Origin of the sequence: Halostella sp. PRR32 (assembly GCF_034808085.1) — an archaeon.
In the GTDB taxonomy this organism is placed as follows: Archaea; Halobacteriota; Halobacteria; order Halobacteriales; family Natronoarchaeaceae; genus Halostella; species Halostella pelagica.
In genome coordinates this window covers 1-279 of record NZ_JAXHGL010000082.1, presented here as the reverse complement: position 1 = coordinate 279, position 279 = coordinate 1, and the positions used below count along the sequence as shown (strand labels likewise).

1 protein-coding gene is annotated in these 279 nt (G+C 47.7%); it reads right to left on the bottom strand.

What is annotated here, in order from left to right:
* Positions 1 to 279, bottom strand: a 279-nt coding sequence (locus SM753_RS20460; protein WP_323192915.1) for a hypothetical protein, incomplete at both ends; no start/stop codon positions are given.

The window sequence follows — 279 nt, the reverse complement described above, 5'->3', positions numbered from 1 at the left end:
ACCTGGTTTGCGCTCTCAACTTTGACGACTGCCGAGCTAGAAAACAGCTCGAACCCACGAGCACTCGGTCCTTCCATAGCATCATCCCGACAGGCGATAAAGTTTCGTTCAATCAGCAAACTGTTTTCTCTGACACAAGCCTCCTCGGGAGAAGATACAACCACACACTTTCCTTTGTCTTTCACAGCAACAGCAGATGATTCGGGCTCCTTCTGAGTTTCTACAGCAGCAGCTTTATTTGGTTCACCCAAACCCACTTCCAAATCAAAACAATTCCTC